This is a genomic window from Microbacterium sp. Soil_C_42 (assembly GCF_057656735.1).
The window spans coordinates 104,179-129,725 of the sequence record NZ_JBDGJU010000002.1 but is presented as its reverse complement, the minus strand read 5'-3'; the positions used below and the strand labels follow the sequence as shown (position 1 = coordinate 129,725).

The window sequence follows — 25,547 nt, the reverse complement described above, 5'->3', positions numbered from 1 at the left end:
TCGGTGTGGCGACGACGCGGAGGGGGCGCGGCGGGGCGACCCGGCGACCCGAGATGCCGCGACGGCGCGACGGCGCGACGTCAGTAGACGTCGCGGACGTAGCGCTCATCGGCGGCGAGGCCGCGGACGTACTCGGCGGCGGCCTCCTCCGAGAGCTTGCCGTGCTGCTGGGCGATGGCGACCAGCGTGGCGTCGACGTCCTTGGCCATGCGCATCGCGTCACCGCACACGTACACGTGTGCGCCGTCGTCCTGGAGCCAGCGCCACAGGTGGGCGCCGTGCTCGATCATGCGGTCCTGCACGTAGATCTTCTGCCGCTGGTCGCGCGAGAAGGCGACGTCGAGGCGCGTGAGGAACCCGTCCTCGCGCATCTCATCGAGCTCGTCGCGGTAGTAGAAGTCGCTGGCGGCGTGCTGCTCGCCGAAGAACAGCCAGTTGCGGCCGGTGTGCCCGTCGGCGCGGCGGTCGTGGAGGAACGCGCGGAACGGCGCGATCCCGGTGCCTGGGCCGATCATGATCATCGGGGTGTCACCGGCCGCCGGCGGGCGGAAGGCGGGCGAGCGCTGCAGATACACGGGCGCGGCGAGGGCGTCGCCGTCCGCGAGGAACGTCGAGCACACGCCGCCGCGGGCGCGTCCGGAGTCGGTCTCGAAGCGGACCACCGAGACGGTCAGCTCCACGGTGTCAGGGTCGGCCTTGGGGCTCGACGAGATGGAGTACTGGCGGGGCTGCAGTCGCTTGAGCACGCCGGCCCAGTCGGCGGCGGTGGCCTGCACCGGGAAGTCGCGCACGAGGTCGACCGCCTGCTGGCTCCACAGGAACTGCTCGAGGCGCCCCTTGTTCTCACGCCGCAGCAGACCGGCGAGCATGCTGTCGCCGCTGCGCTCCGCGATGAAGCGCACCAGGTCGACGGGCGTCTTCGTGATGTCGAGCCGCGTGCGCAGGGCGTCGGCGAAGGTGCGCTCCTCGCCGTCGATCTCCACGATCTCGAGCGGCGCGATGCCGGTCGCGTCGAGCCACTCTGCGACGACCGCCGGGGCGTTCGCGCACACGACGCCGAGTGAGTCACCGGCCTCGTAGGTCGCGCCCGAGCCCGAGAGGTCGAACGCGATGCGCCGCACCTCCTTCTGCGAACCCGGCCCGCTCAGCAGGTCGTTGCGCACGAGCGGTGCCTGCACCGGGTTGGACCGGCTGAACAGGCGCTTCGCCGGCGGAGCCTGGACGGCGACGGATGCTGCACCCGTCGTCCCTTCCGCGGCCAGGGTGTCGAGGATCTGGGACAGCCACGCCTCGCGCGGTTCGTCGGCGTCGGGCTCGAGGTCCACCCGCTCCAGGAGCGCGGTCGCGCCGAGCTCGCCCAGGCGACTGTCGAGCCGCCGACCGTGGCCGCAGAAGTCGTCGTAGTTCGAGTCGCCGAGCGCGAGCACCGCGTAGCGGAGCCCTGACAGTTCGGGAGCGCCGTCTGCGTTGAGCTCGTGCCAGAGCGCGGCGGCGTTGTCAGGGGGACCGCCGTCGCCGAACGTGGAGGTGACCACGAGCAGGCGCTTCACCGCCGTCAGGTCCGTCGCGCGCAGCTCCGCCATGCTGCGTGCACGCGCGGGGATGCCGCGCGCGCCGAGGGCGGCGGTCGCGGCCGTCGCGAACTCCTCGGCGTTGCCCGTCTGCGAGCCCCAGAGCACCACGACCTCGTCGATGCCCTCGGCCCGCGGCGTTCCCGTCCCGACCGACGTGCGGGAGAACGCCCCCGCGAGCACGCCGTCGAACCAGGCCCGCACGAGCGCACCGAGCGGGGCCTCGTCAGGCAGCACCGGCACCTCGTCCGGAGCGAGCACCGCCGACCGCACCGTGGAGAGGAAGCCTGCGAGGTAGGCGCCCTCCAGATCGCTCAGCTGCGGCGGCGCAAGCGCCACGCCGGCGCTCGCGAGCGCCTCGTCGGCGGATGCGGTCGACGAGCCTGCTCCCCCGACCGCCGGGCCGACCCGGCGGAGGGTCACCGCGGCGAACTTGAACTCCGGCTGCGCCGACAGCGGGTCCACCGCGTCGCTCGTCACGGCGTTGACGGTGACGTACTCTCCGTGCTCGTCGTTCCAGTGGAACGGCGCGAACAGTCCCCCCGGCTGCACGCGGTCGGTGAGCACCGCGGGCACGACGAAGCGGCCGCGGCGCGAGGCGACCTCGACCTGGTCGCCCTCGGCGATGCCGAGCCGCTCGGCGTCGACCGGGTGCACCTCGACGAACGGTCCGGGGTGCAGCTTCGCGAGCTTGGCGACCCGGCCGGTCTTCGTGAGTGTGTGCCAGTGGTGTGGGAGGCGCCCGGTGTTGAGCACCCAGGGGTAGTCGTCGTCGGGAAGCTCCGCCGGTGGCAGGTGAGGCCGCGCGAGGAACTGCGCACGCCGCGACGGCGTCGCGAACGCGAGGCGCGGGACGGTGCCGTCGTCGTCGACGTGCAGCGACTGGCTCACCCCGTCGTTGAGGTAACGGATCGGATGCCGCGTCGCGGCGTCGTCCGGCGGTGCGGGCCATTGCACCGGGGTCTCGCGCAGGCGGTCGTAGGTCACGCCGCGCAGATCCCACCCGGTCTGGGGATTCCAGAATCGTCGGATCTCATCGAACACCTCAGCGCTCGAGGCGAAGTCGAATCCCTCGAAGCCCATCGCACGGGCGATCTGGCAGATCGTGAGCCAGTCCGGCTGAGCCTCGCCCGGCGCGGCGATCACGTCGCGCACGAGGGTCAGGGTGCGGTCGCTGTTCACCGTCACACCATCGGCTTCGACCCACAGCGTCGCCGGCAGCAGGATGTCGGCGTACGCGGTGGTGGCCGTCTCGGTGTAGACGTCCTGCGCGATGACGAGCTCAGCGGTCTCCAGCGCCTCGATCACCGTCTTGCGGTTCGCCACCGATGCGACGGGATTGCTGCAGATGATCCAGACGGCCTTGATCTCGCCGTCGGCCGCTCGGCGGAACATGTCGATCGTCCCCGAGCCCGACTCCGCGCGGATCGCCCCCGGCTCCAGTCCCCAGACGTCCTCGACGAACGCGCGGTCGGGGGCGCTGAACACCGCGCGCTGGCCGGGCAGCCCCGGCCCCATGTACCCCATCTCGCGCCCGCCCATCGCGTTCGGCTGGCCGGTCAGCGAGAACGGCCCGCTTCCGGGCCGGCAGATCGCGCCGGTCGCGAGGTGGAGGTTGCAGATGGCGTTCGTCGACCAGGTGCCGTGCGTGGACTGATTGAGGCCCATCGTCCACAGCGTCATCCACTCGCCGGCCTCGCCGATCCAGCGGGCGGCGGTGCGGATGTCGTCTTCGGCCAGTCCGGTCAGTTCGGCGACCCGTGCCGGCGGGTACTCGGCGAGGAGCTCGTCCATGTGCTCCCAGCCCTCGGTGTGGGCGGCGATGAACTCCTCATCGATGTCGCCCGCCGCCACCAGGAGGTGCAGCAGGCCGTTCAGCAGCGCGAGGTCCGTGCCGGGCCGGATCTGCAGGAACAGGTCGGCGCGGTCAGCGGTGGTGGTGCGACGCGGGTCGACCACGATCAGCTTCGCACCCTGCTTCAGCCGGTCTGCCATGCGCAGGAAAAGGATGGGGTGGCAATCGGCGGTGTTGGAGCCGATCACGAAGAAGAGGTCGGCCCGGTCGAAGTCCTCGTACGATCCGGGGGGCCCGTCCGCACCCAGCGACTGCTTGTAGCCGGTGCCGGCCGACGCCATGCACAGCCGCGAGTTCGACTCGATGTGGATACCCCGCAGGTACCCCTTGACCAGCTTGTTCGAGAGGTACTGCGCCTCCATGCTCATCTGCCCCGACACGTACAGCGCGATCGCATCGGGACCGTGCTCGTCGAGGATCGCGCGGAGGCGGGCCGCAGCATCCGTCACCGCATCAGACACCGCAACGGGCGCCGCGGGCTCACCGCGGGACGGCCGGACGTGCGCCGTCGTCATGCGACCCGGAGCGTGCATGAGCTCGGCGTGGGTCGCACCCTTGGTGCACAGCCGCCCGGCGTTCGTCGGGTGCGCGCGGTCGCCCGCCACCTTCGCGATGGCGAGCGGATGCCCCGGCCCGGCGTCCGAGGTCGTCACCGAGATACCGCAGCCGACGCCGCAGTAGGAGCACACGGTGCGCACTTCGCCCATGTCTTCGATGGTCCCGGATGGACATTCCGGGGCCTTTCCCGCCGTGTTTCCCGCAGATCACATCTGCCGCACGCCGAGCGACCGCTCGCAGTGAAGAGGAGTCAGTCGGCGGAGTCGGGCTCGGAAGGAGCCTCGCCGGCTTCGTCGGGGATCTCTTCGAAGAGTCCTGCGGGCGGCGTCACGATGACGCGACCGCCCGCGATGTCGACCTCGGGCACGATCGCCCTGACGAACGGCACCAGAACCTCGTCGTCGCGGACCTTCACGATGAGCAGGTCCTGCGAGGGGAAGTGGTCCACGCGTGCGACCTTGCCGACGGTCTCACCGTCACGCACGACGTCGAGGCCGACGAGCTGGTGGTCGAACCAGGCGTCCTCCTCGGCGGGAGAGGCCTGGATGTCTTCGTCGACCCAGAGGATCGCGCGGAGAAGGCCTTCGGCCGCGTCGCGGTCGTCGACGCCCTCGAAGAAGGCGACCGGGTGGCTGTTCATCCACTTGAACTCGCGCACCGTGAGGGGCTTGCCGTGCCACGGCGACGACTCGGGAACCTGAAGCGTGAACGTGGCGCCGGGGACGAAGCGCCCCTCGGGGTCGTCGGTGTACAGCTCGAGCTTGATCGCGCCCTTCAGGCCGTGCGCCTTCACGAGGCGCCCGACCCGGAGCTGCGTCTTGCCCGCGGGGGGAACTGCGTTCACGGGCTTGCGGGCGTCCGCGCCCGATCCCGTGGTGTCGCCGGCGGACACCTCAGTCGTCCGCGACGTCGACGCGCACGCGGCGGCCGTCGGCGAGGGCAGAGATGAGGGTGCGCAGGGCTTTGGCCGTGCGGCCGCCGCGCCCGATCACGCGACCCCGGTCATCGGGGTGGACGTGCACCTCGAGCACGTCGCCTCGCGGCGACGTGGACGAGTCGATGCGGACGTCGTCCGGGTGATCGACGATCCCCTTGACGACGTGTTCGAGCGCGGCGGCGAGCAACGGATTACTCGGCGGACTCGGCGGCGGCCTCATCGGCCGCGTCGGTCGCCTCGTCGGCGGGAGCCTCGGCGGGCTCCTCGGCCTTCTTCTCCGCCTTCGGCTTCACGACCGACTTCTTCGAGGCGTCGACCTCGAAAGCGGCCTTGTCCTCGCGGGTCTTCACGGTCGAGACCGCGTTCTTGTCGCCCTTGAACTGGCCCCAGTCGCCGGTCAGCTTGAGGATGGCGAGCACCTGCTCGGTCGGCTGGGCGCCGACGGACAGCCAGTACTGCGCACGCTCCGAGTCGACCTCGATGAACGAGGGCTGCTCGGTGGGGTGGTACTTGCCGATCTCCTCGATGACACGACCGTCGCGCTTGGTGCGCGAGTCGGCCACCACGATGCGGTAGTAGGGCGCACGGATCTTGCCGAGGCGCTTGAGACGAATCTTGACAGCCACGATTCTCCTGAATGTGTGGAAAGTGATTGAACCGGTCGCCTGGAGCGTGGGGTGCACACCCGGCGGAAGCTCTGAGGGAGGATCTCCGCGCTGGATAGAGGGTCGAGCGGGTGATCCAGCCCTCTATTCTGCCAGATGTCTTCCTGTGCCGTGAACCAAACGGATCCGGCGAGTCCCCGTGTCAGACTGTGCCCATGACGGTGCCCTTCGCGACATCCGCCCGATCGTCCGTCGGTCTCGAGTGGGAACTGATGCTCGCCGACTCCGCCACCGGAGACCTCATCCCCGGCGCGCCCGGGCTGCTCGCCGCCCTCGAGGAGCGCTCGACACTCGAGCGCTACACGGTCACCGGGGAACTGCTGACCAACACCGTCGAGCTGACCAGCGGGATCGGCGACACGGTCGCGGCCGCCGTCGACGACATCGCCGACGCGATCGCCGAGGTGCGCACCTACACCGACCCCCACGGCATCGATCTGCTGTGTGCCGGCAGCCACCCGTTCGCGCAGTGGTACGACCAGAGCGTCACCGACAAGACCAGGTACCACAAGCTCATCGAGCGCACCCAGTGGTGGGGCCGCAACATGATGATCTGGGGCATCCACGTGCACGTCGGCGTCGACGACGTCGACAAGGTGTTCCCGATCATCAACGCCCTCGCCGTCTATCTCCCCCACCTCCAGGCGCTGTCGGCGTCGAGCCCGTTCTGGGCGGGCGACCGCACCGGCTACGCGTCGAACCGCGCCCTCGTCTTCCAGCAGCTGCCGACCGCGGGACTCCCCTGGCCGCTGCACGACTGGACCGAGTTCGAGGGCTACCTCGACGACATGGTGAAGACGGGCGTGATGGAGGACGCCTCGGAGGTGCGGTGGGACATCCGCCCCGCTCCGCGCTGGGGCACGATCGAAGTCCGTGCGTGCGACGGGATGTCGACACTGCCGGAGCTCGCCGCGATCGCCGCGCTCGTCCAGGTGCTGGTCGAGCACTTCTCGCGCAGACTCGACGAAGGCCTGCCGCTCGAGACGATCCAGCCCTGGTTCATCCGCGAGAACAAGTGGCGTGCTGCCCGCTACGGCCTCGATGCGCGCGTGATCGTGGACCATCTGGGCACGCAACGCCCGGTCGTGGACCACCTCCGCGAAACCCTGGAGGAGGTGGACGGCATCGCCGTCGAGCTCAAGTGCGCGCGTGAGCTCGAAGGGATCCGGACGATCCTCAGCGACGGCGCGAGCTACTCGCGTCAGCTCGCGATCGCCGATGCTGCGGACGGCGACCTCCGTGAGGTCGTCCGTCACCTCGTGGGCGAGTTCCGCTCAGGCCCCACCCTGCGCGAGCATCTCGCTGCGCTCGGTCACTGATCCGGCGCAGCCGTGTGGGCTCACGGATGCTGCGGCCCGCAGCATCCCCCTTCCACCCCTCAGCCGCGCCCGAGCATCTTCTGCAGCTCTGCGAGGTCGGCCTCGGTCGGCGCGCCCTTCGCGCCACCGCCGCCGAGCCCGAAGCCGGAACCGGTCGGCGCCTCCGCGGCCTGAGCCGCGATGCCGGCGTTCTCGGCGGCGCGCTTGGCAGGATTGCCCGACCGCGAGCCCTTCGCCTTCTGCTGCTTGCCGCGCTTCGACGACGCGCCCGGACGACCCGCGCCGGGGATCGGGCCCATGCCGGGGATGTTCGGCACGCCGCCGCGGGCGACGGTCTTCATCATCTTCGCGGCCTGGTCGAATCGCTGCACGAGCTGGTTGACGTCGGTCACGGTCATGCCCGAACCGCGCGCGATGCGCAGGCGGCGCGAGCCGTTGAGAAGCTTCGTGTTGCGGCGCTCGGCGGGGGTCATCGATCGGATGATCGCCTCGGTGCGATCGATCTCGCGCTCGTCGAAGTTGTCGAGCTGATCCTTCATCGAGCCCATGCCCGGGAGCATCCCGAGCATCTTCTTCATCGAGCCCATCTTGCGCATCTGCTGCATCTGCGCGAGGAAGTCCTCGAGGGTGAAGGTCTCGGTCGCGAGCTTCTCGGCGACCTTGAGCGCCTCTTCCTCATCGAACGCCTGCTGCGCCTGCTCGATGAGGGTGAGGATGTCACCGAGGTCGAGGATGCGCGACGCCATGCGATCGGGATGGAACGCCTCGAGGTCGTCGAGACCCTCACCCGTCGACGCGAAGATGATCGGGCGGCCGGTCACCGAGGCCACCGACAGCGCGGCACCGCCGCGTGCGTCGCCGTCGAGCTTGGAGAGCACGACTCCGGTGAAGTCGACGCCGTCCTGGAACGCCTTCGCCGTGTTGACGGCGTCTTGACCGATCATCGCGTCGATGACGAAGAGGACCTCGTCGGGATCGGTCGCCTTGCGGATGTCGGCGGCCTGCTTCATCAGCTCGGCGTCGACACCGAGGCGGCCGGCGGTGTCGATGATGACGACGTCGTGCTGCTGTCGACGGGCGACCTCGACGCCGTCCTTGGCGACCTTGACCGGGTCTCCGACACCGTTGCCCGGCTCGGGCGCGTAGATCGCGGCGCCGGCGCGCTGGGCGACGACCTGCAGCTGATTGACGGCGTTGGGCCGCTGGAGGTCGGCGGCGATGAGGAGCGGCGTGTGGCCGTCCTTCTCGAGCATCTTCGCCAGCTTGCCCGCGAAGGTCGTCTTTCCGGAGCCCTGGAGGCCCGCGAGCATGATGACGGTCGGCGGGTTCTTGGCGAACTGCAGGCGGCGCTGCTCGCCGCCGAGGATGGCGACGAGCTCCTCGTTGACGATCTGCACGACCTGCTGGGCCGGGTTCAGGGCCCGGTTGACCTCGTCGCCCAGCGCACGCTCGCGCACCTTGGCGGTGAACTCCTTGACGACGGGCAGGGCCACGTCGGCGTCGAGCAGGGCGCGCCGGATCTCGCGGACCGTGCCGTCGACGTCCGCGGGCGTGAGCTTGCCCTTGGTGCGGAGGTTGCGGAAGGTCTCGGTGAGCCGGTCGGAAAGGGTGCCGAAAGTCGCCATGATCCCCCGATTCTACGGGAGCGCGCCACGTGCTTCGCCGTGCGGCGTCGCCTCGCCTTTCACGCCCCCTTCATGTGCGAGCACCGTCCGGTGCCCGCTCATAGCCGTACGGGGTGAGCGTCAGCTCCGCCTGACCGCCGGTGAGCGCACGCAGGTCGAGAACGTAGCGCGCGAGCTCCGCGTCCGGGACGGTCGCGACGACGCGGGTGCGTCCGTCTGCGTGGGTCTCCGACTGGACCACGCGACCCCGGCGTCCCGACAGGTCCGTCAGCACATGCCCCTGTCCGGCCGCCGGGACGACGACGACCACCGTCGAGACGGGTTCGAGCAGCACGGCCCCCGCTTGCGCGAGAGCCGCTTTGACCCCGATGGCCGCGGCGGTGCGGAAGGCCATCTCCGACGAGTCGACCGAGTGCGACTTGCCGTCGTAGAGCTCGACGCGAACGTCGACGACCGGATGCCCGAGCGTGCCGCCGGCAGCGAGGGCGTCGCGAGCGCCCTTCTCGACGGCCGGGATGTACGAGCGGGGCACGGCGCCGCCCACGACGGAGTCGACGAACTCGAAACCTCCTCCGGGAGCGAGCGGCGAGACCCGCAGCATGACGACGGCGAACTGCCCGTGCCCGCCCGACTGCTTCTTGAGCTTGCCCTCGGCCGACGCGCTGTGCGCGATCGTCTCCCGGTAGGCGACCGGCGCCGGGCCTGTCGTCACATGCACGCCGAGCACGCGCGCGAGCCGCTCGACGGCGACCGCCACGTGCGTGTCGCCGAGTCCGCGCAGGATCGTGTCCGGACCGACGCGATCCACGACGAGCGTCGGATCCTCGGCGAGGAGGCGGCCGAGCGCCGTCGTGAGCTTCGTGTCGTCCGACTGCGATACCGGCTGCAGGCTCATCGCGAACACCGGCGGCCGATCGGGCAGCCGCGCAGGACGGGCATTCGTCTGCGGCCGGCTCCACAGCAGCGAGCCCGATGGCGTGCCGGCGAGTTTGGCGACGGCCCCGATCTCGCCGGCCTGCAGCGCGTCGACCGGCAGATGGTCGGCTCCACGAAGCCGGAACAGCGCGGGCATCCGCTCCTCCACGCCTGTCGTGGCGTTGCGCAGGCGATCACCGGGTCGCAGGACTCCCGAGAGGACTTTGAGCATCGCGATCTGACCCACGAACGGGTCTGCCACGGTGCGGAACACGTGGACCAGCTTTTCGCCTGCGGGCGCGGACGCGACGCTGTGCGCGCTGCCTCCCCCGCCGTCCTCGTCCACGCCGAGCACGATGCTGCTGTCACGGTGCGCGACGGCGGGCGCGAGCTCGCCCAGGAGGTCGAGCACGCGGTCGACGCCTGTCCCGGTCATGGCGGAGCACACGACGACGGGCACGCCGTCGCCGGCGGCGACGGTGCGGGCGAGCGTGCGCCCGAGTTCTGCAGCCGCCGGCTCGCGTCCCTCGAGGTATGCCTCGAGCTGGTCGTCATCCCGCGACACGATCTCCTCGGTGACCGCTTGATGAAGGCGGTGCTCCTCCTCGGCGAGGTCGGCGGGCACCGGTTCTTCGTGCTGTCCGCCGTCCGCGTCGTAGAGCACAGCCTGCTCGGACAGGAGGTCCGCGATGCCCTGGAAGGACTGCGACTCCCCGACAGGAAGCTCCAACGCCCAGATGCGGTCACCGAACTCCTCACGGAGCTGATCGAGGACTCCGCGGAAAGACGCACGCGCACGGTCCTCCTGCGTCACGACGACGACACGGGCGACGCCGGCGGCCTCCGCGGCGGACCACGACGCCCGGGCGCCGGCGGTCACGCCGTCGATGGCGCTCACGACGAGCACCGCCACATCGGCGACCGCGAGCGCGGCGTCCACGGCGCCCGCGAAGTCCGGGTGCCCGGGTGTGTCCAGGAGCGTGATGCCGCAGTCCGCGTCGCCGACACGCCAGGACAGCCACGCCGGCGTCAGTCCGAGCGTCGTATGACGCGCGATCTCCTCGGGTTCGTGATCGCACACGGTCGTACCCTGCTCGATCGCCCCCCGCCGCGAAATCGCTCCCGCGCGGTGCAGCAGCGCCTCCGCCAGCATCGTCTTGCCCGAACCCGTCGCGCCGATGAGGGCGACGCCGCAGTGCATGGAGAGTGCGGATGCCGATTCCACGGTGACCTCCCACGACGATGTGCGCTGGGCACCATCGTGCACCGTCTCGGAGGCGGCTGCCAGAGGACCTGGCGCAGCACCGCCGCGCGGGCAAGGTCACTCCGCGGGCCCGAGCTCCTGGAAGAGCGTGAGCTGCAAGCCGGCCGGGCCGCGCAGGCGCGCGTTGACCGAGCGCCAGGGCGTCAGGCGCGCGGATGCCTCGATCTCGGCACCCGCGTCGGACAGCCGGATGGCGGTGCTCGCCGTGTCGGCGACCTCCAGTGCCAGACGGATCCGGTCGCTCGGAGCGTCGCCGTCGGTCTCGACGCGGTCGATGAAGTCGACCTGGGCGGGATTGGCGATCTCGAGCGTTGCGCGACCGGCCGCGAGGATGGCGACCCGCGCGCCCCCCTCCGCCTCGTATGCCTCGGCCTGAGGCATCCCGACCACGTCGCGGTAGAACGCCAGGGTCTGCTCGAAGGCTGCGGCCTGCACCACGACGCGAAGCTGCGCGACGTCGCCGGCCGGAGCCGCCGACGACACCGGCGCCGCGACGTCGGCCGCGAGGGAGAGGAAGCGGGAGAGCGACGTGCGTCCGGCGCCGTCGTGCGCCCATGCTTCGACGGCGGCGAGGACCGCGCCGCCCCACGCCGCTCCGGCGACCTCGGCGCGGACGCGGTCCGCACCGCCCGCCAGCACACGAGCGGAGACCGCTCGTGCCACACGCGCTCGCCGCAGCGCGGCATCACGCTCGTATTCCGCTTCCAGACCCATCGCCGTGGCATTCACGATCCCGAGGGCGAGGCTGTCGGGCGCGAAGGAATCGGCGATGCCCAGCGTCGCGGCGCGAACGGCGGCGGAGGCATCCGTCCCGTCCATTGCCTCGAGGCGCTGCTCGAAGACCGTCAGCCTTTCGTCCAGACCCGCCCAGAGAACGTCGGACTTCGACGAGAAGTAGTTGAAGAAGCTGGATCGGCTGACTCCGGCACGACGGGCGATGTCGACGATCGACGTCTGCTCGTACCCCTGCTCGAGGAAGAGCTCGCAGGCAGCCTCGGCGATGGTCTCGCGCGACGACGACCTGGGGCGTCCCGCGCGCGGCTCGGTGGACATGAAGCCCACCCTATTGGCCGCCCTCCGCGCGCGTGCCGGGGATGGCCGGAAGCGACGGCGCGGCGCGACGTGGGATGTATTGTTGGACGCGATCCATCAATCGCCACAAGCGAAGAGCGAAGGAGCACGATGCTCGACATCCAGACTGTCGGCCTCTCCCCCGACTACGTGCCGTATCTCGACGGGTGGGCGCTGCAGCGCAGCCTTCACTCGGACATCGTCGCGGGGACCCGGCCCGACACCCTCCTTCTGCTCGAGCACGAGCCGGTCTACACCGCGGGGGCGCGCACAGCGCGCCACGAGCGGCCGACCGACGGCACGCCGGTCGTCGACGTCGACCGCGGCGGCAAGATCACGTGGCACGGGCCCGGCCAGCTGGTCGGCTATCCGATCGTGCGCCTCGCCGAGCCGGTGGACGTGGTCGCCCATGTGCGCCGGCTCGAGCAGCTGCTCATCGACGCCCTGCACGAGTTCGACGTCGACGGCTACCGCGTCGAGGGACGCAGCGGCGTATGGGTGCGCCGCCCGCTCGGCGAGGACAAGGTCGCGGCCATCGGCGTGCGCGTACAGCGCGGCGTCACGATGCACGGCTTCGCGCTGAACTGCGACAACTCGCTGGCAGCCTTCCGCGGGATCATCCCCTGCGGGATCACGGATGCCGGGGTCACGACCGTCAGCGAGGTCGTCGGTGCCGACATCTCCCCGAGCGACGTGATCGACACCGTGTCGCGGGTGTTCGCCGACGACTTCGCGGGGGTTCCGGCATGAGCGCCTGCGGCACGCCGGGCGCGGCATCCGCCCCCTCCTCCGCTCCCGACGGGCGAAAACTGCTGCGGCTCGAGGTCCGCAACGCGCAGACCCCGATCGAGCGCAAGCCGGATTGGATAAAGACGCGGGCGAAGATGGGGCCGGAATACCAGGCACTGCACTCGCTTGTGAAGACCGAGGAGCTGCACACCGTCTGCCAGGAGGCCGGCTGCCCGAACATCTACGAGTGCTGGGAGGACCGGGAGGCGACCTTCCTCATCGGCGGCTCGCAGTGCACCCGCCGGTGCGACTTCTGCCAGATCGACACCGGCAAGCCCGCCGACTACGACACCGACGAGCCCCGCCGCGTCGCGGAGAGCGTCGTGCGCATGAACCTGCGCTACGCCACGGTCACCGGCGTCGCCCGTGACGACCTGCCCGATGGCGGCGCATGGCTGCACGCCGAGACGGTGCGCGCGATCCACGCGGCGAACCCGAACACCGGTGTCGAGATCCTCGCGACCGACTTCAACGGCGATCCGGCGCTGCTCGGCGAGGTGTTCGACAGCCGCCCCGAGGTCTTCGCGCACAATGTCGAGACGGTGCCGCGCATCTTCAAGCGCATCCGCCCGGCGTTCCGGTACGAGCGCTCGCTCGACGTCCTCACGCAGGCGCGGGATGCCGGCCTCATCACGAAGTCGAACCTGATCCTCGGTATGGGCGAGGAACCGGCGGAGGTCGTACAGGCTCTCGAGGACCTGCATGCGGCGGGCACCGACATCATCACGATCACGCAGTACCTGCGGCCGTCGCCGCGCCATCTGCCGGTGTCCCGCTGGGTCAAGCCGCAGGAGTTCGTCGAGTTCAAGGAGGAGGCCGAGCGCATCGGCTTCCTCGGCGTCCTCGCCGGACCGCTCGTGCGCTCGTCGTACCGCGCGGGGCGCCTCTGGGCGCAGTCGATGATCTCGAAGGGCCGCGAGATCCCTCCCCACCTGGCGCACATCGCCGAGGATGTGCACGTCGACCGCGGGTTCGCTCAGGCGGTCTGAGGGCGAGCGGACGCTAGTCGGCGCTCGTCACCGACAGCACGCCGCCGTCGGAGTCGAGGTTGACGAGCAGGACGTCGTCCGTGGCGTCGGGGTCGAGCGCGTATTCGAGAACGGCGAACGGGTCTGAGCCGCCGTGCTCATCGGCGAGGATCGTCATGCTCATCAGCTGCAGCGAGCGGATCACGTCGATGTGCACGTCGCCCGAGATGTCGACCAGCGTGTCTTCGAGGGCGTCGCCGAGCGCCTCCTGCTGCTGCAGGATGTACTCGGTCACCTCGCTGGTGCGGTCGCTCAGCTCGTTGACCATCGCGTTGCGGGCGCTGCGGTCGATGTCCTCGATCGCGGAGATGAGCGCGGCGGCGACGTCGAGGGCTGCCTCGGAGACGTCTTCCTGGTCGGGGGCGGTGAGATCCACCGTGACGGACTGGTCTCCCAGTTCGACGTTCTCCGACCAGAAGATCGATCCGTCAGGCCCCGATTCCAGGAGTCCGAAGTAGTCGTGCTCGATCGCCATGACCCCATGAAACCGCAACGAACGCGTCCGCGATAGCCCGAACGCGGCATGGCGCGGAATCGGTCGGATCCGCGCGGCGATTCAGTCGACGAGGGATGCCGCGAACACGTGCGGCGTGAAGCCCGTGAGGTCTCCGATGCCCTCGCCCTGACCCAGCAGCTTGACCGGGATCCCGGTGCGCTCCTGCACGGCGAGCACGAACCCGCCCTTCGCGGAGCCGTCGAGCTTCGTGAGGACGAGGCCGGTGACGCCGGCGTGCTCGAGGAACGCCTGCGCCTGCATCACGCCGTTCTGCCCGGTCGTCGCATCGAGCACGAGGAGCACCTCGCTGATGGGCGCCTGCTTCTCGATGACGCGCCGGATCTTGCTGAGCTCGTCCATGAGCCCGCCCTTGGTGTGGAGGCGTCCCGCGGTGTCGACGAGCACGATCTCGGTACCGGTGCTCTTGGCGTACTCGATCGTCTGGAAGGCGACGGATGCCGGATCCTGGCCCTCCTGCTGCGGCCGGACGATCGTCGCGCCGCCGCGCTCCGCCCACGTCGCGAGCTGGTCGACGGCCGCCGCACGGAACGTGTCGGCCGCCCCCACGACCACCGAGCGGCCGTAGCGCTGCAGGAACTTCGCGAACTTGCCGATCGTCGTCGTCTTGCCGACGCCGTTGACCCCGACGACCAGCACGACGGCCGGTCGTTCGGTCAGACGCAGCGTCGTGTCGAACTTCGCGAAGTGCTCCTCGAGCGTCTCCTTCAGCATCCGCTGCAGGTCCCTCGGGTCGGTGGTGCGGTAGCGCTCCACCTTCTCTCGGAGTTCGTCGACGATGCGCTCGGTGATGTCGGGTCCGAAGTCCGCGGTGAGCAGCGCGGTCTCGAGGTCGTCCCACGTCGTCTCATCGATGGTCGGCTTGACGAACATTCCGCGCAGCGCGCGTCCGAGCGACCAGGAGCTCTCTGCCATGCCTCTAAGCCTAGGGTCCGATCAGGAGGCGACGCGCTCGGCGATCGACAGGCGCCGGTCACTGCTCGATGACACTGAGGTCGAAGAAGCCCGCTTTGTAGAGTCCCTGAATCTCGTCCCTGCTGCTCGCGCTCGCCGGGCAGGTCACGAGGAGGAGCACCATCGAGTCGATCTCAGGGAAGGCACGAGATCCCATGATCGCGTTCGTCCCGTCGGACCATTCAACGGCCGCGATACGGATCTGGACGATTCCGCCGCCGGATCGTGGTACGCGACTGTCGCCGATGTACTGACCGATGCCATCGCTCGAACCGGGCTCGAGGGTCTCGGACAGCGAGCGGATGCCATCGTCCGACGCAGCACGGTCATCTTCGTCGGGATCGAGTTCTGGAGCCGCCTCGATGAGCTCTGTGACGCACTGGGTGACATCATTCCGGTACGCGTCACGCACCCCGAATCTCGCAGGCTGTGCGGTGAACCCCCGGGCGTCAGCCAGCGTTTCGCCCCATTCCACCCTCACGAGCGGGGGCGCTGCGTCGAAGACGATGTCGCCGTCACCGCCGGGCGTTGGCTCAGCAGTGGGGCCGGAAGTCGGGGAGTCGGTGGGCGACCGGCTCGCGCCCACCTCGGAGGACGGCGGGGTGGCTCCCCCCACCGAACATCCGGTGAGCATGAGGGCGCTCGCGATCAACAGAGCGGATGGAGGTCGTGAGGCGCCCATCAATGCTCCCCGTCAGCCTCGGTGACGTGCAGCTGCAGTCCCCCAGGCGCGGTGATCATGGCGATGGCGCGGCCGTCTTCACGGACGCGCCCCCTAACGCGGACGCGGCACAGCCGCAGAGGACCCCGAGCGCTCCCCCGGGCACTGCGCCCCCCCTTGACCGCCGCCCCACGCGTGATCATGAGCCGGATGCTAGCGCGCATTCCCCGGCGGTGCCAGAGCAGATCGGATGTGCTTCAGGAGGCGACGCGCTCGGCGATGCGCTGGCCGACCACAGCCGAGACGCCGTCCTGCCGCATCGAGACGCCGTAGAGCGCGTCGGCGATCTCCATCGTGCGCTTCTGGTGCGTGATGACGATGAGCTGACTCGACGCGCGAAGCTGCTCGAAGACCCCCAGGAGGCGTCCGAGATTCGCGTCGTCGAGGGCGGCCTCGACCTCGTCGAGGATGTAGAACGGGCTCGGGCGGGCCTTGAAGATCGCGGTCAGCAGCGCCACCGCCGCAAGCGACCGCTCGCCGCCCGACAGCAGCGAGAGCCGCTCGATCTTCTTGCCGACGGGCCGCACGGCCACCTCGATCCCCGTGGTCAGGGGCGAGTCCGGATCCGTGAGCGCGATCGAGCCCGTGCCGCCGGGGAAGAGGATCGGGAACACCTCTCCGAACGCCACCTTGGTGTCTTCGAACGCCGCGAGGAAGATCGTCTGCATGCGCTCGTCGAGTTCTTCGATGATGGTGAGCAGGTCCTTGCGCGTCTGGGTGAGATCGGCGAGCTGCTCCGTCATGAACTTATGACGCTGCTCGAGCGCTTCGAACTCCTCGAGCGCGAGCGGGTTCACCCGGCCGAGCTGCGCCAGCTTGCGCTCGGCCTCCTGCAGGCGTCGTCGCTGCTGCGGGCGATCGTAAGGAATGGATGCTGCCCCCTCAGCGGCGTCGGCTTCTCGAAGCGATGGGGCGACCGGGTCGGCAGGAACAGGCTGATCAGGACCATATTCCGAAACAAGAATATCCTCACCGAGGCCGAGCTCCGACTGCACCCGCTCGAGCAGGCCGGTGACGTGGAGGCGCTTCTCGTGGATCTGCAGCTCGAGGCTGTGAACACTCTCCGTCAGGCCCGCGAGCCGCTCGCGCACCCCGCTCTCCTGCGTGCGCAGCTCGGCGAGCTCAGCGGTCACCGCCGTGCGCTCTGACTCCGCGGTGGCGAGCTCGGCGCGGGCCTGTGCGAGGGAACGGTCGACTGAGTCGATCACGGCCGGCAGCTGACCTGCGACACCGGCGGCGATCTCGCGCTGCGCGCGGCGAACCACAGCGCGGCGCGCTGCCTCGGCGGCCGCATCCCGCTCCCGCTCACGCTGGCGTTCGAGCGCGACGACGCGGGCTTCGCCCGCCCGGATGCGTTCCCGAAGCGTCTCGACATCGAGACGGGAGCGCATCTCGCCGTCGCGCGCCTCTTCGAGCGCCGCGAGCAGGCCATCGCGCGCGGAGGCGTCGAGGATCGGACGCGGGGCTTCGAGCGCCGAGGTGAGCTGGTCGTCTGCGGACCGCGCCGCCCCCCCGGCTTCCTCGACGGCGGCGGCCGCCTGAGCGAGTCCTGCGGCGAGTCGATCGCACTCGGCGACGGCCGCCTCATGGCGCACCGTCGCCCGGTTGACCTGCTCGGCGTGGGCGGCGAGGGCGGCGTCGTGCTCGCGGAGGGTCGCGAGCGTGGTCTTGGTGCGCAGTCGCGCCGACTCGAGCTCGTTCGTCGCGTCGGTCAGCGCGGCACGCAGCGAGTCGGCCACGACGGCGATCTCGTCGCGGCGGTCGGCGGCGGCATCCCGTTCCGCGGCGAGCTCCAGTCGCGATCGCGAGGCGCCCGCGCCCGCGCGCAGCGAGTACTCGGTGTACACCTCGCCGCGGCGGGTGACGAGGGTGAGGGGGCCGCCCAGCTCGGCAGCGGCCAACTCGGGTGCGGCATCGCGGGCGATGTCGAGATCGTCGGCGACCAGGACGTACGACAGCAGGCCGAGCACGCCTTCAGGAGCGGTCACGACCTCTCGGGCCGGCACCACCCCGCGCACGCTCGGGAACTGCGGACGCATCAGTCCCGCCTTGGCGATCACGATGTCGACGACGCCCGCTTCGGCAGCGCGTGCGGCGTCCGCCACGGCGAACGCGCTGTCGCGGTCCTCGACCAGCACGCCTTCGGCGATCGGCCCCAGCACCGCCGCGATCGCGGCCTCGAACCCCGGCTTGACCTGCACGGCATCGCCCACCAGTCCGCGCACGCCCTCGCGTCCTTCGGCGATCAGCGATGAGGCGCCGTTCTTCACATCGAGGGCCCGGCTCAGCGCCGCCGTCTGCGCGGTGAGGGCCTCGCGCTCGCGTTCCGCAGCATGAAGGCGCTCACGGAGCGAGGCGACGGCGGCCTCGGACTCGGAGGCGTCGCGCTGTGCCCGGTCATACGCCGCGGCGTGATCGGCCGAGGACTCCTCGGGAACGAGGTCGGGGTCGACGCCGGCGAGGATCTCCTCGGCCTCCGCGCGCCGCGCGAGCGCGGCGTCCAGCGCCTTCTGCTGGCGTTCGACGGCCGCACGCACGGCAGCGAGAGCGGATGCCGCGGCCTCCGCCGTGCCGCGCAGCGCGGTGATGCGCATGTCGTGCTCCGAGACCAGCGCACTCTGCGCGGCGATGTCGACGTCGAGCGCGTCCAGCTCGGCGCGGGCGCGCACGACGGCGCGCGCGGCCTCGGCGGCGGCATCCTGCGCGGCACCGAGCCCGTCGGACACGTCGTCGATCTCGGCACGCGCCTCGTCGATCATCGCCTGCGAGACCGTCGTGAGCTCGATGCGCTCCTCGTCCTCAGCGTCGCCGAGAAGCGCGAGACGCTGACCGGCCAGGGCATACAGCCCGCGCAGGCGCTCCTGCACCCGCTCGAGCCCGAACGCCACGCGGCGCGCACGGTCCACGCTCTCGGAACGCTGATCGGACTCGAGCTGCTCGATGCGCACGCGCGCGTTGTCGAGCCTTTCCTGCAGCACCATGCGCTCGGCATGCCGCTCGTGCTCGCTGTGCGCGTGCGAGGCGAGCTCGACGCGGAGTCGCACGATCTCGTCGGCGAACAGGCGCGCCTTCGCGTCACGCACGACCGCGGCGATCGTGGCCGCTTCGCGAGCGATCTCAGCCTGACGGCCGAGCGGCTTCAGCTGTCGGCGCAGCTCGCCCGCGAGGTCGCTGAGTCGGGTGAGATTCGCCTCCATCGCATCGAGCTTTCGCAGGGTCTTCTCTTTGCGGCGGCGGTGCTTGAGGATGCCGGCCGCCTCCTCGATGAAGCTCCGGCGGTCTTCGGGTGTCGCCTGGAGAACGCTGTCGAGGCGGCCCTGTCCGACGATCACATGCATCTCCCGGCCCAGGCCGGAGTCGCTCAGCAGCTCCTGCACGTCGAGCAGGCGGCAGGACTCGCCATTGATCGCATACTCGCTGGAGCCGTTGCGGAACAGCGTGCGGCTGATCGTGACCTCGGAGTACTCGATCGGAAGAGCGCCGTCGCTGTTGTCGATGGTGAGCTGCACCTCGGCGCGGCCCAGCGGCCCGCGCGTTGCGGTGCCGGCGAAGATGACGTCCTCCATCTTCCCGCCGCGGAGCGTCTTCGCGCCCTGCTCGCCCATCACCCACGCGAGCGCGTCGACGACGTTGGACTTGCCGGAGCCGTTGGGACCGACGATGCAGGTCACGCCGGGTTCGAGGGCGAAGGTCGTCGGCTGGGCGAACGACTTGAACCCTTTGAGCGTCACGCTCTTCAGGTGCATGGATACGCCTTCCACCCCGGTCGTTTACGCGCCTACGCTACCGGAGCGCGGCTCTCCCGCCGGGATGACCGGCCGAGTGCCACCGGATGCCGCGACACGCCATGAGATCGCCGAATCTGCGAGAACGCTTGACGCGGGTATCCCGCACCCGCTAACGTAACTCTCTGCGTCTGAAGTCGAGAAAGGAGGTCCCCCGATGATTCTGATGACTCCAACTGGAATCGCCGCCCGTGATGGCGGAGCGATCCGTGCCGTCGCGTCGGGGACCGTCTCCTTCGGCGCTGTGCTGAACGGCCGCTTCCCCGCCGCCATCTGATCCCCGCAGGGGACGAGTCTGCCCGTTTTCGGGCGACGACCGTCTGCTGCGCCGCACCCGCTTCGCGGTGCTGAGCGCTCTCCCCCTGTGCACCCGCCTCCCGTCGTGCTGCGGCACGGCATCCCCCGCCTCCGGCGCCTGCCCGAGGCATCCCTTCCACAACCGGAAAGTACACTCATGAACACTCTCCTTGCGCCGCAGCGCCCCTCGGGCCTTCCCGATACGCTGCGGCTTCCGAGCCGCGACACCCGCACATCGCTCCTGGACCGCATCGCCCTCCACCTGGGTCTGCAGCTGCTGCTGTGGAGCACCCGCACCCCGCGGCTCGCGGACGACCGCCGCCGGCACGCTCAGGCGTACCGGCACCAGGAGGCCGCTGCAGAGCGTGAACGCGCCTACCTCCGCGAGGCCAGCCTCGCACCCCGGCCGTGACGGCCACCCGGTCCGCCGCCCGCACGCGGGCGGCGGACCCCACCCCTTGACCACACGCATCGACATCGCAAGGACGCACTGACATGACCACCATCACGGGGCTCGAACTCCGCCCCCTCGTCGTACCCGCCTCCATCGACGCACCGGACGCCGCCGACTTCGTCGAGATGGTGCGGGTGCGCAACCTCATCTACCGCGAGATCTCGGGGCACGACGATCACGGGATCACCCCTGACGAGCTGCTCCCGCACTACCAGCCTTCCGATTACGAGACCCGGCTCGGCTGGGTGATCGTCGTCGACGGTGCGATCGTCGGTCGCATCGGCCTCGACGTCCCGCAGGAGGACGGCTCGACCGCCGCGTTCTGGCTCATCGAGCTGCTCCGCGAGACGTGGGGCCGGGGCATCGGCTCCGCGGCCTACGAACTCGTCGAGCGCACAGCACGCGAACACGGTCGCACCGTGCTGCAGTCGTGGGCCGAGCACCCGGCCGCGCCGGGACCGCAGCTCGCACCGCCCACGGGGTTCGGCGAGATCCCCGAGGACCACGTCGCCCGGTTCTATCTCCGGCACGGATACAAGCTCGAACAGGTCGAGCGCAACAGCGCCTTCGACCTGACGGGCTCGTTCGCCGGGGTCGAGCGACTCCTCGCCGAGGCGGAGGCGTCATCGCCGGACTACCGCCTCGTGCAGTGGTCCGCGCCGACACCGGACGAGTACGTGGCCGGCTACGCCTGGATGAAGTCCCGCATGTCGACGGATGCGCCGGCCGCGGCACTCGAATTCGACGAGGAGACGTGGGATGCCGCGCGCATCGCCGAGCACGACGGGCGATACACCTCGTCCGGGCGCACAATCCTCGTCACGGCGGCACAGCACATCGAGACCGGTGAGCTGTGCGCGTTCAACGAGCTGGTGATCGGCAAGGACCGCACCGAGGCGACGCACCAGGAGGACACCCTGGTTCTCAAGGAGCACCGCGGGCACAAGCTCGGAACGCTCGTGAAGTGCGCGGGGCTGCTGTCCTGGCGCGCGGTCGCGCCGGACTCGGCGCGCGTCATCACCTACAACGCAGAGGAGAACCGGCCCATGCTGGATATCAACGAGGCGATCGGCTTCGTGCCGATCGCGTACGAGGGTGCATGGAAGAAGGTGCTCGATGACTGACCTGGCCGAAACCGACGTCGTGACCGTTCAGCGGATCGTCGTCCCTGCCACGGCGGACTCCGCCGACGCGCGCGTGTTCCTCGAGATGGTGCGGATCGCCAACGCGGTCTGCCTCGAGGACGCCGGGCACGACTACCTGCACGAGGAGCCCGACGAGATGCTCGGGTTCTGGCAGGACCAGACCGACTGGACGCAGCTCGGCTTCGCCGCGGTGCGCGCAGACCGGGTGCTCGGGGCGGTGACCCTGATGATCTCGAACGAGGAGGCCGCCAGCACGGTCGAATTCGACCTCATGGTGGATCCGCCGCACCGCGGTCGCGGTCTCGAGGAACTGCTGCTCGCCGAGGTCGAGCGGGAGGCGCGCGAGCGCGGACTCGCAACGATCCAGACCTGGACACTTCATCGACCGGATGCCGCGGGCCCGCGCCTTCAGCCCTCCACAGGGTGGGGTGCCGTCCCTGCCGACGACGCGCAGACGAGGTTCCAGCTGGCGAGCGGCTTCACGCTCGAGCAGGTGGAGCGCAACAGCGTCTTCGATCTGACCGGCGACTTCGCTCTCGTGCAGCGCATGCTCGCGGATGCCGTCGCGGTCGCGGGCGACGAGTACCGCCCGATCCAGTGGACGTCGCCGACACCGCCGGAGTACGTCGACGGGTTCGCCTACGCGCTGTCACGCATGTCGACCGACGTGCCGGCCGGCGGCCTCGTCATCGACGAGCAGCACTGGGACGCCGCGCGGGTCGAGCGCCGCGACGCACGCCTGAAGGCACAGGGGCTCACCGTCTCGGTCGCGGCCGTGCTCCACGTGCCGACTGGCCGGGTCGCCGCGTACAACGAGCTCGTGATCGGCGAGGACCGTTCCGGTGCGACGCAGCAGTACGGCACGCTGGTCGTGAAGGAACACCGTGGCCACCGCCTGGGAACGATCGTCAAGTGCGCGAACCTGCTGCGCTGGCGCGACCTCGTGCCGGAGTCGCCGCGGGTCTCGACATTCAACGCCGAGGAGAACCGCCACATGCTCGACATCAACGAGACCATCGGCTTCGTGCCGGCGTCGTACGCCGGGGCGTGGAAGAAGGTGCTGGAACTCTGATCTGTGACCCGCACCGGAGATCACTCAGACGTGTGCCGCGCTCGGTCCGTCCACACCCGAGCGCGGCACCCGCTGGCAGTGCGCGCAGAAGTGACTCGAACGATTCGTGAACGACACGCGCACGATCGGACGGCCGCATCGAGGGCACGGCTCACCGGTGCGGCCGTACGCGTTGAGCGAGTGCGCGAAGTAGCCGGCCTGCCCGTTGACATTGACGTATTGCGCATCGAAGCTCGTGCCGCCTTCGGCCAGCGCCTTGTCGAGCACGTGGCGCACCTCGCCGAGCAGGCGGTTCACGGCGCGTGTGGGCAACGCGCGGGCGGGCGTCTCGGGGTGGATGCGCGCGGCCCACAGCGACTCGTCGGCGTAGATGTTGCCGACTCCGCTGACGACAGTCTGGTCGAGCAGCACGCGCTTGATCGCCGAGTCCTTGCGCGCGAGAGCACGCCGCAACCCGGCATCCGAGAACGCCGGGTCGAGGGGGTCGCGCGCGATGTGCGCCACCTGCGCGGGGACGGATGCCTCGTCCCACCCGTGACCTCCGGGCGCCCCGTCGGGCGTGGCGATCAGGTCGTCGATTGCGAGCGAGCCGAACGTGCGCTGGTCGGCGAAGACGACCGAGAGCTCACCGTGCACCGGATGTGCGAGGTCGATGCGCACGCGTTCATGCCGCTCCGGTGCCGCGCCCGGCGCTCGCAGCAGCATCTGTCCGCTCATGCCCAGGTGGCCGACCACCGCCTGCTCCGAGGGAGCACCCGCCTCGTCTGCCTCCAGCGGAAGCCACAGGAATTTGCCGCGACGGGCGGCGGCGGTGACGACGCGCCCGGTCAGGCGCGCCTCGAAATCGGAGCCTCCCCCGGCGTGTCGCGTCAGCGCGCGTTCGTCGAGCACGGTGACGCCCACCACGAGCGCGCCGGTCACGGCGGGGGCGAGGCCGGCGCGGACGACCTCGACCTCGGGAAGCTCAGGCACGCCCGCTGAGTGCGCGCCACGCCGTGAGCGCGGCGGCCATCTCGGCGTGCTTCTTGCTCGTGCCCGCGCCTTCCGCCGAGAGTTCGCCCACCGTCACGATCGCGGTGAAGCGTCGGTCGTGGTCTGGTCCCGTCGAGGTGACCTCGTACGCGGGCGGCAGCAGGCCGGCGTGCGCGGCGAGCTCCTGCAGCGCCGTCTTCGGATCCATCGCTGCGCCGTAGCGCTCCGGGTCGGCGAGCAGAGGTTCCACGAGCCGCAGCACGAGTCCGGTCGCGGCGTCGGGTCCGGTCGACAGGTAGGTCGCCCCGAAGATCGCCTCCATGGTGTCGGCGAGGATCGAGTCCTTGTCGCGTCCGCCGGTGAGGATCTCGCCGCGGCCCAGCTTGAGGTGCGCGCCCAGGCCGATGCCGCGGGCGATCTCGGCGAGGGCCACCGTCGACACGACGCTGGCGCGCCGCTTGGCGAGTGCGCCCTCTTCGAGTTCCGGATGACCCGTGAAGAGCCGCACCGTGACGGCCAGGCCGAGCACGGAGTCGCCGAGGAACTCGAGGCGCTCGTTGTGCGGAGCCTGTCCGTTCTCGTACGCCCAGGAACGATGCGTCAGCGCCAGCGACAGAAGCTCGGGGTCGATGTCGACTCCGAGCTTCTGTGTGAGGTCTGAGAGCGTGTTGCGCTCCGCTGCGACGTCTGTCACGTCAGACCGTGCGCGACGATCAGACGTCGGCGACCTTGCGGCCCTTGTACTCGAGGAACAGCTCGGTGCCCTGCGAGTCGGTGACGACCTTCGCCTGGTGCGGACGGCTGTAGACGGTCTTGCCGTTCTCGACGGTCTTGACGAGCGTGGGGGCCTCGGCCTTCCACTGCGCGCGACGCGAGCGGGTGTTGGAGCGGGAGACCTTCCGCTTCGGGGGGTTACCTGCCATGGCTAGCTCTCTTCTGTGTTCTCGACGCCGCTGTCAACCGCGGGGGCGCGGTGCATCGTCGTCGTGGCTCGTGGTGAAGTCCTGGAGCGCGGCCCATCGTGGATCGAGAGGCTCGCTCTGCGGCGTTCCGGCGTTCTCGGCCAGTCGCTCACCCGTGACCGGATCGAGTCCGGGGCAATCCGGCTGGCACACCGGCTGAAACGGAAGCGACAGGACGACCGCTTCCCTGACCAGAGTTTCAAGATCCACGTGGTCGTCTTGAACCTCGAAGTCAGTTTCTTCCTCCCCAGGATACGCGAAAAGCTCCTGAAACTCGACTTTGAGCCCTTCGGCGATGTCGACGAGGCAGCGACTGCAGATGCCGGTGTACTCGGTGTCGATCTCTCCGGACGCGAGGATGCCCTCGTGAACCGACTCGAGGCGCACGTCCAGGACCACCGGTTCGCCCTGGGGAACGGCGACGAGCCCCTCGCCCCACTTATCTGGAGCGGGGACCTCGAGGGTGTGCTCGCGCATCTCGCCGGATCGGTGGGCGATGTCGCGGACCGGGAGGACGAACGGACCCGTCACATGCTTTCTGACCACGGCTCCAGCCTAGCCGCGGTTTCTGGTCAGATGCCGCGCGCGCCGGTGTCGAGGAAACGCGCGACGGCGGGCGGGACGAACGGGGACACATCGCCCCCGAGCGAGGCGACCTGCCGCACCAGCGAGCTCGAGACGAGCGCGTGAGCGGGATCGGGCAGCAGGAACACCGTCTCGACGTGCGCGAGGTGACGGTTGACGATCGCCATCGGCGTCTCGTAGGCCACGTCGACCTGCGATCGGATGCCCTTGACGAGGACGCCGGCTCCGACATCCGTCGCGTAGTCCACCAGCAGGCCCATGCTCCACGAGGCGACGATCACGTCGCCCTCGATCTCGGCCTCGGCGATCGACTGCTCGAGCAGCGACTGGCGCTGCGCGATCGGGAGCATCGCCTCCTTGCCGGGATTGTGGACGACCAGCACGTGAAGCTGGTCGTACAGCGAGGCGGCGCGGCGGATCACGTCGAGATGGCCGAGGGTCGGCGGATCGAACGATCCCGGGACGACGGCGATCCGGCTGCTCATGCGG

At 70.1% G+C, this 25,547-nt stretch carries 22 protein-coding genes; 6 read left to right on the top strand and 16 right to left on the bottom strand.

The annotated features are described in order from the left end of the window. Positions 1–80: 80 nt before the first annotated feature. From AC3A46_RS02220 to rpsP, 4 genes are all read right to left on the bottom strand, one after another. On the bottom strand, positions 81–4,133 hold the full coding sequence (locus AC3A46_RS02220; protein ID WP_487663607.1) for a bifunctional nitrate reductase/sulfite reductase flavoprotein subunit alpha: 4,053 nt from the start codon (positions 4,131–4,133) through the stop codon (positions 81–83). A 101-nt stretch (positions 4,134–4,234) separates the two neighbouring features. After that, a complete protein-coding gene (gene rimM / locus AC3A46_RS02215) occupies positions 4,235–4,828 on the bottom strand; it encodes a ribosome maturation factor RimM (protein WP_487663699.1) in 594 nt (197 codons plus the stop codon). 49 nt (positions 4,829–4,877) lie between these two features. After that, the gene (locus AC3A46_RS02210) at positions 4,878–5,108 is read right to left on the bottom strand and encodes an RNA-binding protein (protein WP_045276246.1); all 231 of its coding nucleotides are present in this window, start codon (positions 5,106–5,108) and stop codon (positions 4,878–4,880) included. Positions 5,109–5,112: 4 nt separating this feature from the next. Beyond that, positions 5,113–5,547: a 30S ribosomal protein S16 gene (rpsP, locus tag AC3A46_RS02205; RefSeq protein ID WP_487663606.1), complete on the bottom strand. Its 435-nt coding sequence runs from the start codon at positions 5,545–5,547 to the stop codon at positions 5,113–5,115. A gap of 194 nt (positions 5,548–5,741) precedes the next feature. Between rpsP and AC3A46_RS02200 the strand changes: the two genes are divergently transcribed. Further along, positions 5,742–6,905, top strand: a complete 1,164-nt coding sequence (locus AC3A46_RS02200) for a glutamate--cysteine ligase (RefSeq protein WP_487663605.1) — start codon at positions 5,742–5,744, stop codon at positions 6,903–6,905. Between the two features lie 59 nt (positions 6,906–6,964). Here AC3A46_RS02200 and ffh read toward each other — a convergent pair whose 3' ends face one another. The 3 genes from ffh to AC3A46_RS02185 all read right to left on the bottom strand — a co-directional run bounded on the left by ffh (position 6,965) and on the right by AC3A46_RS02185 (position 11,762). After that, positions 6,965–8,530, bottom strand: a complete 1,566-nt coding sequence (gene ffh / locus AC3A46_RS02195; protein ID WP_056367555.1) for a signal recognition particle protein — start codon at positions 8,528–8,530, stop codon at positions 6,965–6,967. Between the two features lie 70 nt (positions 8,531–8,600). Next, the gene (locus AC3A46_RS02190; RefSeq protein ID WP_487663604.1) at positions 8,601–10,670 is read right to left on the bottom strand and encodes an elongation factor G; all 2,070 of its coding nucleotides are present in this window, start codon (positions 10,668–10,670) and stop codon (positions 8,601–8,603) included. A gap of 96 nt (positions 10,671–10,766) precedes the next feature. Continuing rightward, positions 10,767–11,762 (bottom strand): TetR family transcriptional regulator, encoded by a 996-nt coding sequence (locus tag AC3A46_RS02185; RefSeq protein WP_487663603.1) that lies wholly within the window; start codon positions 11,760–11,762, stop codon positions 10,767–10,769. 129 nt (positions 11,763–11,891) lie between these two features. Between AC3A46_RS02185 and lipB the strand changes: the two genes are divergently transcribed. Beyond that, positions 11,892–12,530, top strand: coding sequence for a lipoyl(octanoyl) transferase LipB (gene lipB / locus AC3A46_RS02180; protein WP_487663602.1), 639 nt, complete (start codon positions 11,892–11,894; stop codon positions 12,528–12,530). Beyond that, positions 12,527–13,558, top strand: coding sequence for a lipoyl synthase (gene lipA / locus AC3A46_RS02175; RefSeq protein ID WP_487663601.1), 1,032 nt, complete (start codon positions 12,527–12,529; stop codon positions 13,556–13,558). Before lipB ends, lipA begins: the two co-directional genes overlap by 4 nt. A 13-nt stretch (positions 13,559–13,571) precedes the next feature. Here the strand turns inward: lipA and AC3A46_RS02170 are convergent, their stop codons facing one another. From AC3A46_RS02170 to smc, 4 genes are all read right to left on the bottom strand, one after another. Next, positions 13,572–14,072: a DUF2004 domain-containing protein gene (locus AC3A46_RS02170; RefSeq protein ID WP_487663600.1), complete on the bottom strand. Its 501-nt coding sequence runs from the start codon at positions 14,070–14,072 to the stop codon at positions 13,572–13,574. Between the two features lie 81 nt (positions 14,073–14,153). Further along, on the bottom strand, positions 14,154–15,026 hold the full coding sequence (gene ftsY / locus AC3A46_RS02165; RefSeq protein ID WP_056367563.1) for a signal recognition particle-docking protein FtsY: 873 nt from the start codon (positions 15,024–15,026) through the stop codon (positions 14,154–14,156). Positions 15,027–15,084: 58 nt separating this feature from the next. After that, complete coding sequence (locus AC3A46_RS02160) at positions 15,085–15,477, bottom strand: hypothetical protein (RefSeq protein ID WP_487663599.1); 393 nt, start codon at positions 15,475–15,477, stop codon at positions 15,085–15,087. 506 nt (positions 15,478–15,983) lie between these two features. Beyond that, on the bottom strand, positions 15,984–19,532 hold the full coding sequence (smc, locus tag AC3A46_RS02155; protein WP_487663598.1) for a chromosome segregation protein SMC: 3,549 nt from the start codon (positions 19,530–19,532) through the stop codon (positions 15,984–15,986). Between the two features lie 493 nt (positions 19,533–20,025). On the opposite strand from smc, the gene AC3A46_RS02150 reads away from it, so the two are divergent. The 3 genes from AC3A46_RS02150 to AC3A46_RS02140 all read left to right on the top strand — a co-directional run bounded on the left by AC3A46_RS02150 (position 20,026) and on the right by AC3A46_RS02140 (position 22,539). Further along, complete coding sequence (locus tag AC3A46_RS02150; protein ID WP_487663597.1) at positions 20,026–20,280, top strand: hypothetical protein; 255 nt, start codon at positions 20,026–20,028, stop codon at positions 20,278–20,280. A gap of 83 nt (positions 20,281–20,363) precedes the next feature. Next, entirely contained in the window at positions 20,364–21,446 is a 1,083-nt protein-coding gene (locus AC3A46_RS02145) for a GNAT family N-acetyltransferase (protein WP_487663596.1), read from the top strand. Further along, positions 21,439–22,539, top strand: coding sequence for an N-acetyltransferase family protein (locus tag AC3A46_RS02140; RefSeq protein ID WP_487663595.1), 1,101 nt, complete (start codon positions 21,439–21,441; stop codon positions 22,537–22,539). Before AC3A46_RS02145 ends, AC3A46_RS02140 begins: the two co-directional genes overlap by 8 nt. Before the next feature lie 24 nt (positions 22,540–22,563). Here AC3A46_RS02140 and mutM read toward each other — a convergent pair whose 3' ends face one another. From mutM to coaD, 5 genes are all read right to left on the bottom strand, one after another. Then, positions 22,564–23,511 (bottom strand): bifunctional DNA-formamidopyrimidine glycosylase/DNA-(apurinic or apyrimidinic site) lyase, encoded by a 948-nt coding sequence (mutM, locus tag AC3A46_RS02135; RefSeq protein WP_487663594.1) that lies wholly within the window; start codon positions 23,509–23,511, stop codon positions 22,564–22,566. Continuing rightward, positions 23,504–24,205 carry a ribonuclease III gene (gene rnc, locus AC3A46_RS02130; RefSeq protein WP_487663593.1) on the bottom strand — a complete coding sequence of 234 codons (702 nt, stop codon included), beginning with the start codon at positions 24,203–24,205 and terminating at the stop codon, positions 23,504–23,506. The genes mutM and rnc overlap by 8 nt, the downstream gene beginning before the upstream one ends. 19 nt (positions 24,206–24,224) lie before the next feature. After that, positions 24,225–24,434, bottom strand: a complete 210-nt coding sequence (gene rpmF / locus AC3A46_RS02125) for a 50S ribosomal protein L32 (RefSeq protein ID WP_045297913.1) — start codon at positions 24,432–24,434, stop codon at positions 24,225–24,227. Positions 24,435–24,467: 33 nt separating this feature from the next. Then, complete coding sequence (locus tag AC3A46_RS02120) at positions 24,468–24,950, bottom strand: YceD family protein (protein ID WP_487663592.1); 483 nt, start codon at positions 24,948–24,950, stop codon at positions 24,468–24,470. 95 nt (positions 24,951–25,045) lie between these two features. After that, positions 25,046–25,543, bottom strand: a complete 498-nt coding sequence (coaD, locus tag AC3A46_RS02115; RefSeq protein WP_056367579.1) for a pantetheine-phosphate adenylyltransferase — start codon at positions 25,541–25,543, stop codon at positions 25,046–25,048. Positions 25,544–25,547 lie beyond the last annotated feature (4 nt).

What these genes read in the sequence shown, in the direction of transcription:
- AC3A46_RS02220 (WP_487663607.1), bottom strand. Translation starts at nt 4,133, where the DNA reads ATGGGCGAAGTGCGCACCGTGTGCTCCTACTGCGGCGTCGGCTGCGGT.
- AC3A46_RS02200 (WP_487663605.1), top strand. Translation starts at nt 5,742, where the DNA reads ATGACGGTGCCCTTCGCGACATCCGCCCGATCGTCCGTCGGTCTCGAG.
- ffh (WP_056367555.1), bottom strand. Translation starts at nt 8,530, where the DNA reads ATGGCGACTTTCGGCACCCTTTCCGACCGGCTCACCGAGACCTTCCGC.
- AC3A46_RS02185 (WP_487663603.1), bottom strand. Translation starts at nt 11,762, where the DNA reads ATGTCCACCGAGCCGCGCGCGGGACGCCCCAGGTCGTCGTCGCGCGAG.
- lipB (WP_487663602.1), top strand. Translation starts at nt 11,892, where the DNA reads ATGCTCGACATCCAGACTGTCGGCCTCTCCCCCGACTACGTGCCGTAT.
- lipA (WP_487663601.1), top strand. Translation starts at nt 12,527, where the DNA reads ATGAGCGCCTGCGGCACGCCGGGCGCGGCATCCGCCCCCTCCTCCGCT.
- AC3A46_RS02170 (WP_487663600.1), bottom strand. Translation starts at nt 14,072, where the DNA reads ATGGCGATCGAGCACGACTACTTCGGACTCCTGGAATCGGGGCCTGAC.
- ftsY (WP_056367563.1), bottom strand. Translation starts at nt 15,026, where the DNA reads ATGGCAGAGAGCTCCTGGTCGCTCGGACGCGCGCTGCGCGGAATGTTC.
- smc (WP_487663598.1), bottom strand. Translation starts at nt 19,532, where the DNA reads ATGCACCTGAAGAGCGTGACGCTCAAAGGGTTCAAGTCGTTCGCCCAG.
- AC3A46_RS02150 (WP_487663597.1), top strand. Translation starts at nt 20,026, where the DNA reads ATGAACACTCTCCTTGCGCCGCAGCGCCCCTCGGGCCTTCCCGATACG.
- AC3A46_RS02145 (WP_487663596.1), top strand. Translation starts at nt 20,364, where the DNA reads ATGACCACCATCACGGGGCTCGAACTCCGCCCCCTCGTCGTACCCGCC.
- AC3A46_RS02140 (WP_487663595.1), top strand. Translation starts at nt 21,439, where the DNA reads ATGACTGACCTGGCCGAAACCGACGTCGTGACCGTTCAGCGGATCGTC.
- rpmF (WP_045297913.1), bottom strand. Translation starts at nt 24,434, where the DNA reads ATGGCAGGTAACCCCCCGAAGCGGAAGGTCTCCCGCTCCAACACCCGC.
- AC3A46_RS02120 (WP_487663592.1), bottom strand. Translation starts at nt 24,950, where the DNA reads ATGCGCGAGCACACCCTCGAGGTCCCCGCTCCAGATAAGTGGGGCGAG.
- coaD (WP_056367579.1), bottom strand. Translation starts at nt 25,543, where the DNA reads ATGAGCAGCCGGATCGCCGTCGTCCCGGGATCGTTCGATCCGCCGACC.